The organism is Halanaerobium sp. ST460_2HS_T2, assembly GCF_003337665.1.
GTDB classification, from domain to species: domain Bacteria; phylum Bacillota; class Halanaerobiia; order Halanaerobiales; family Halanaerobiaceae; genus Halanaerobium; species Halanaerobium kushneri.
Window position 1 is genome coordinate 1 of record NZ_QPJF01000057.1, and the last position, 5,556, is coordinate 5,556.

Below are 5,556 nucleotides of genomic sequence, written 5' to 3' on the forward strand. Positions count from 1 at the left end.
AAAAGGACCGGCAGCGACCTACTCTCCCACATCGTTACCAATGCAGTACCATAGGCGCTGGAGGACTTAACTTTTGTGTTCGAGATGGGAACAAGTGTTGCCCCTCCGCTATTACCACCGGAAATCGTTATTTACATGTGATTCTGCTCTCTTCTAAAGCGAACTTGATCTTTTCACTTTGAGAAAAGCTCACAGAATTTATCTGTTTTAATTTCAGAACCTTATTAATTTAGCATTTCATAACTTTTTCGAAGGTTAAAAAAGAAAGCTGTTTGAGCGCAGCGAGTTCTTTCTTTTACTGAAAAAAGTTATTAAATGCGTTAAAAATTAATTGGTGATTGAAATTAAAACTGTAAATTCAAAGATACATATAGGAAATAATGATTAAGCCCTCGATCTATTAGTACCAGTTAGCTTAATGTATTACTACACTTACACCTCTGGCCTATCTACCTTATCATCTTTAAGGGATCTTACCTTCTTAACAAAGTGAGATACCTAATCTTGAAGTCTGTTTCACGCTTAGATGCTTTCAGCGCTTATCTTTTCCACACTTAGCTACTCAGCTATGCTCCTGGTGGAACAACTGATTCACCATCGGTGTGTCCATCCCGGTCCTCTCGTACTGGGGACAGCTCTTCTCAAGTATCTTCCGCCTGCGACGGATAGGGACCGAACTGTCTCACGACGTTCTGAACCCAGCTCGCGTACCGCTTTAATTGGCGAACAGCCAAACCCTTGGAACCTGCTTCAGCTCCAGGATGCGATGAGCCGACATCGAGGTGCCAAACCTCCCCGTCGATGTGAACTCTTGGGGGAGATAAGCCTGTTATCCCCGGGGTAACTTTTATCCGTTGAGCGACGGCAATTCCACACTATACCGCCGGATCACTAAGTCCTACTTTCGTACCTGCTCGACTTGTCTGTCTTGCAGTTAAGCTCCCTTCTGCCTTTACACTCTTCGTGCGATTTCCATCCGCACTGAGGGAACCTTTGAGCGCCTCCGTTACTGTTTGGGAGGCGACCGCCCCAGTCAAACTGCCCGCCTGACAATGTCCTGTGACCAGTTTATGGCCTCCAGTTAGAATTCCGCTGTAGAAAGGGTGGTATCCCACCAGCGACTCCACTGACATTAGCATGCCAGCTTCAAAGTCTCCCACCTATCCTGTACATTCTACATCAAAACCCAATATCAGGCTGCAGTAAAGCTCCACGGGGTCTTTCCGTCCTGTCGCAGGTAGCCTGCATCTTCACAGGCAATTTAATTTCACCGAGTCCCTTGTTGAGACAGCATCCAAGTCGTTACGCCATTCGTGCAGGTCGGAACTTACCCGACAAGGAATTTCGCTACCTTAGGACCGTTATAGTTACGGCCGCCGTTTACTGGGGCTTAGGTTCAGACCTTCGTGCATAAGCACTAAGCCTTCTCCTTGACCTTCCAGCACCGGGCAGGCGTCAGCCCCTATACTTCGTCTTACGACTTAGCAGAGACCTGTGTTTTTGATAAACAGTCGCTTGGATCTTTTCACTGCAACCCACTAGGTATTCCTAATGGGTACCCCTTCTCCCGAAGTTACGGGGTCATTTTGCCGAGTTCCTTAACAAGGGTTCTCTCGCGCGCCTTAGAATTCTCTTCCCGTCTACCTGTGTCGGTTTGCGGTACGGGCACTGTAAATCTCGTTAGTGGTTTTTCTTGGCGACTCATTAAGTGGCTTCGCCTCTTTTGGCTCCACATCACTAAAAGTTATTAGCGGGTAAAGGGATTTGCCTCCTTACCCTAACTCCTCAGCTTATACGTGCTCTTCCAGTCACACGCTCCACTCTCTTTGCCGCGTCCCCACTTCACTCAATCAATTTACAGTGGTATCTGAATCTTTACAGATTTTCCATCACCTACGCCTTTCGGCCTCAGCTTAGGTCCCGACTAACCCTGAGAGGACGAGCCTTCCTCAGGAATCCTTAGACTTTCGGCGAAGGAGATTCTCACTCCTTTTTTCGTTACTCATACCGGCATTCTCTCTTCTGTACAGTCCACTGCTCCTTACGGTACAGCTTCACTCCGTACACAATGCTCCTCTACCACTCTAGAAGTTGGAGATTAGAAATTGGAAGTTGGAAAGTTCAAAACCATTTATCTATCATAGTGTTTAGTTGTCTTCCCAATATATCATATCTTTCAAGAAGTTTATCAGCTTTTTCATCTTCGATATACCCTAAATCTTTACATAAGTTTATTTGCACCTGCAACTCATTACAGGATCCTAAACTCATTAATAAAAATCTCTTAAATTCTGCAGTAGATCTTTTTTTGCCATAACCTTCTGCTATATTTGATGGTATTGAAATTGCCGCTCTTCTCATTTGACTTCCTAATTCATATCTCTCAGTCTTTGGTAGATGTTGAGTTAGTTGATGTATTTCTAATGCAAGGCTATAACTTTTTTTATATACTTTTAAATCTTTATAGCTTTTGATCATTTTTTCACCATCTTTAACTAACTTCCAACCTCTAACCTCCAACCTCCAGAATCCACAGCTTCGGTGATATGCTTTAGCCCCGTTACATTTTCGGCGCAAAACCGCTTAACCAGTGAGCTATTACGCACTCTTTAAATGAGTGGCTGCTTCTAAGCCAACATCCTGGTTGTCTGTGCGATCTCACTTCCTTTTCCACTTAGCATATACTTTGGGACCTTATCTGGTGGTCTGGGCTCTTTCCCTTTCGACTATGAAGCTTATCCCACATAGTCTGACTCCCGATGAACATTAAACGGCATTCGGAGTTTGAATGGATTTGGTAACCTTGTTGGGCCCCTTGTCCAATCAGTGCTCTACAACCATTTAACTTTTACATCGAGGCTAGCCCTAAAGCTATTTCGAGGAGAACCAGCTATCTCCGAGTTCGATTGGCCTTTCACCCCTATCCACAACTCATCCCCTCATTTTTCAACATAAGTGGGTTCGGGCCTCCACAGGCTCTTACACCCGCTTCACCCTGGTCATGGATAGATCACTCGGTTTCGGGTCTACTAATCATAACTTCCGCCCTTATCAGACTCGCTTTCGCTCTGGCTTCATCTCTATGACTTAACCTTTCGCTACGATTAGTAACTCGCCGGTCCGTGATACAAAAAGTACGCAGTCAGGCTTTCTAATAGCCCTCCTACTTGTTGTAAGCTTACGGTTTCAGTTTCTATTTCACTCCCCTCCCGGGGTTCTTTTCACCTTTCCCTCACGGTACTTGTTCACTATCGGTCATTCAGGAGTATTTAGTCTTGGAAGGTGGTCCTCCCATATTCTCACAGGGTTTCTCGTGGCCCGTGATACTCTGGATATATCCCTGACTTCTTCTACCTTTCGTCTACAGGACTATTACCTCCTCTGGTTGAGCTTTCCAGCTCATTCGACTGGGTAAAAAATTTAAGTCAGCTAAAAGCTGTAGCTTTTAGTCGTTATATCCTACACCCACATTAAGCAACATCTACAGATTTACACTTAATGTGTTTGGACTTCTCCCCTTTCGCTCGCCGCTACTAAGGGAATCTCGTTTTGATTTCTTTTCCTCAGGGTACTAAGATGTTTCAGTTCTCCTGCTTGTTCTTACATGGCTACTTCTTTCACCACATAATACCAGTGCTCCACACTGGTGGGTTTCCCCATTCGGATATCCGCGGATCTACGCTTATTTAGCAGCTCCCCACGGCTTTTCGCAGCCGGTCGCGTCCTTCTTCAACTCTGAATGCCTAGGCATCCACCATAAGCTCTTTCTAGCTTAATCAATTTATTTCCTATATGCATTTTTCAATGTACAGTTTTGAAGTTGGAAGTTTGAGATTTGAAGTTGGATAAAACCAACATTAAAACCTTTAACTTCTTTTCTTCAATATATTATAGAAGATTAATGACGGTCTTAATGACCGACTAATAAACCTTCAAAATTAAACAGCAAGCTCACGTTCTCTCCTTAGAAAGGAGGTGATCCAGCCGCACCTTCCGGTACGGCTACCTTGTTACGACTTCACCCCTCTTACCGGACACACCTTTGGCATCCGCAGATGACTTCTGGTGCATCCAACTCGATTGGTGTGACGGGCGGTGTGTACAAGGCCCGGGAACGTATTCACCGCAGTATGCTGACCTGCGATTACTAGCGATTCCAACTTCATACAGGCGAGTTGCAGCCTGCAATCCGAACTGGGACTGATTTTCAAGGATTTGCTCCACTTCGCAGCTTTGCTCCCCTCTGTATCAGCCATTGTAGCACGTGTGTAGCCCGAGATATAAAGGGCATGAGGACTTGACGTCATCCCCACCTTCCTCCGACTTTCACCGGCAGTCTTCTTAGAGTCCCCGACATTACTCGCTGGCAACTAAGAACAGGGGTTGCGCTCGTTGCGGGACTTAACCCAACATCTCACGACACGAGCTGACGACAGCCATGCACCACCTGTCTCCGTGTAGCACAAAGTGCTATACTCTACTCTCATAGATGGTCACGGGATGTCAATTCTCGGTAAGGTTCTTCGCGTTGCTTCGAATTAAACCACATGCTCCACCGCTTGTGCGGGCCCCCGTCAATTCCTTTGAGTTTCAATCTTGCGATCGTAATCCCCAGGCGGGATACTTAATGCGTTAACTCCGGCACTGAAGGATTCGAACCTCCAACACCTAGTATCCATCGTTTACGGCTGGGACTACCGGGGTATCTAATCCCGTTCGCTCCCCCAGCTTTCGTACCTCAGCGTCAGTGTTAACCCAGAGAGTCGCCTTCGCCACTGGTGTTCTTCCTAATATCTACGTATTTCACCACTACACTAGGAATTCCACTCTCCTCTGTTACACTCAAGATAACCAGTTTCAAACGCAGTCTGTCGGTTAAGCCGACACCTTTCACGCTTGACTTGATTATCCGCCTGCGTACCCTTTACGCCCAATAATTCCGGACAACGCTTGCACTCTACGTATTACCGCGGCTGCTGGCACGTAGTTAGCCAGTGCTTCCTCCAAAGGTACCGTCAGGTGGATGTCATTAACTACATCCACGGTTCTTCCCTAAGGACAGAGCTTTACAATCCTAAGACCTTCTTCACTCACGCGGCGTTGCTCCATCAGGCTTTCGCCCATTGTGGAAGATTCCCCACTGCTGCCTCCCGTAGGAGTCTGGACCGTGTCTCAGTTCCAGTGTGACTGATCGTCCTCTCAGACCAGCTATAGATTGTTGCCCTGGTGAGCCGTTACCTCACCAGCTAGCTAATCTACCGCGAACTCCTCCTCAAACGATGCTAAAAGCACCTTTTCTGATTGTGTGATGCCACACTCTCAGCTTACCTCGGATTAGCCCGACTTTCGCCAGGTTATCCCAGACTTGAGGACAGATTATTCACGTGTTACTCACCCGTCCGCCACTATCTAGATCTCGTCGTCAACCCGAAGGTATCTGTCGAGGTAGACCGTTCGACTTGCATGTGTTAAGCACGCCGCCAGCGTTCGTCCTGAGCCAGGATCAAACTCTCCGTATAAAGAATTTGAATTTGGCTCATATTATTTAATATAAGC

3 rRNA genes are annotated in these 5,556 nt (G+C 46.4%); all 3 read right to left on the bottom strand.

The window, feature by feature from the left end:
- Nucleotides 1-5: 5 nt before the first annotated feature.
- The 3 genes from rrf to DFR80_RS14830 all read right to left on the bottom strand — a co-directional run bounded on the left by rrf (nt 6) and on the right by DFR80_RS14830 (nt 5,519).
- Nucleotides 6-122, bottom strand: a 5S ribosomal RNA gene (gene rrf / locus DFR80_RS14820).
- 258 nt (nt 123-380) lie between these two features.
- Nucleotides 381-3,778, bottom strand: a 23S ribosomal RNA gene (locus DFR80_RS14825).
- Nucleotides 3,779-3,968: 190 nt separating this feature from the next.
- A 16S ribosomal RNA gene (locus DFR80_RS14830) occupies nt 3,969-5,519 on the bottom strand.
- Together the 16S, 23S and 5S rRNA genes form the textbook arrangement of a ribosomal RNA operon.
- Nucleotides 5,520-5,556 lie beyond the last annotated feature (37 nt).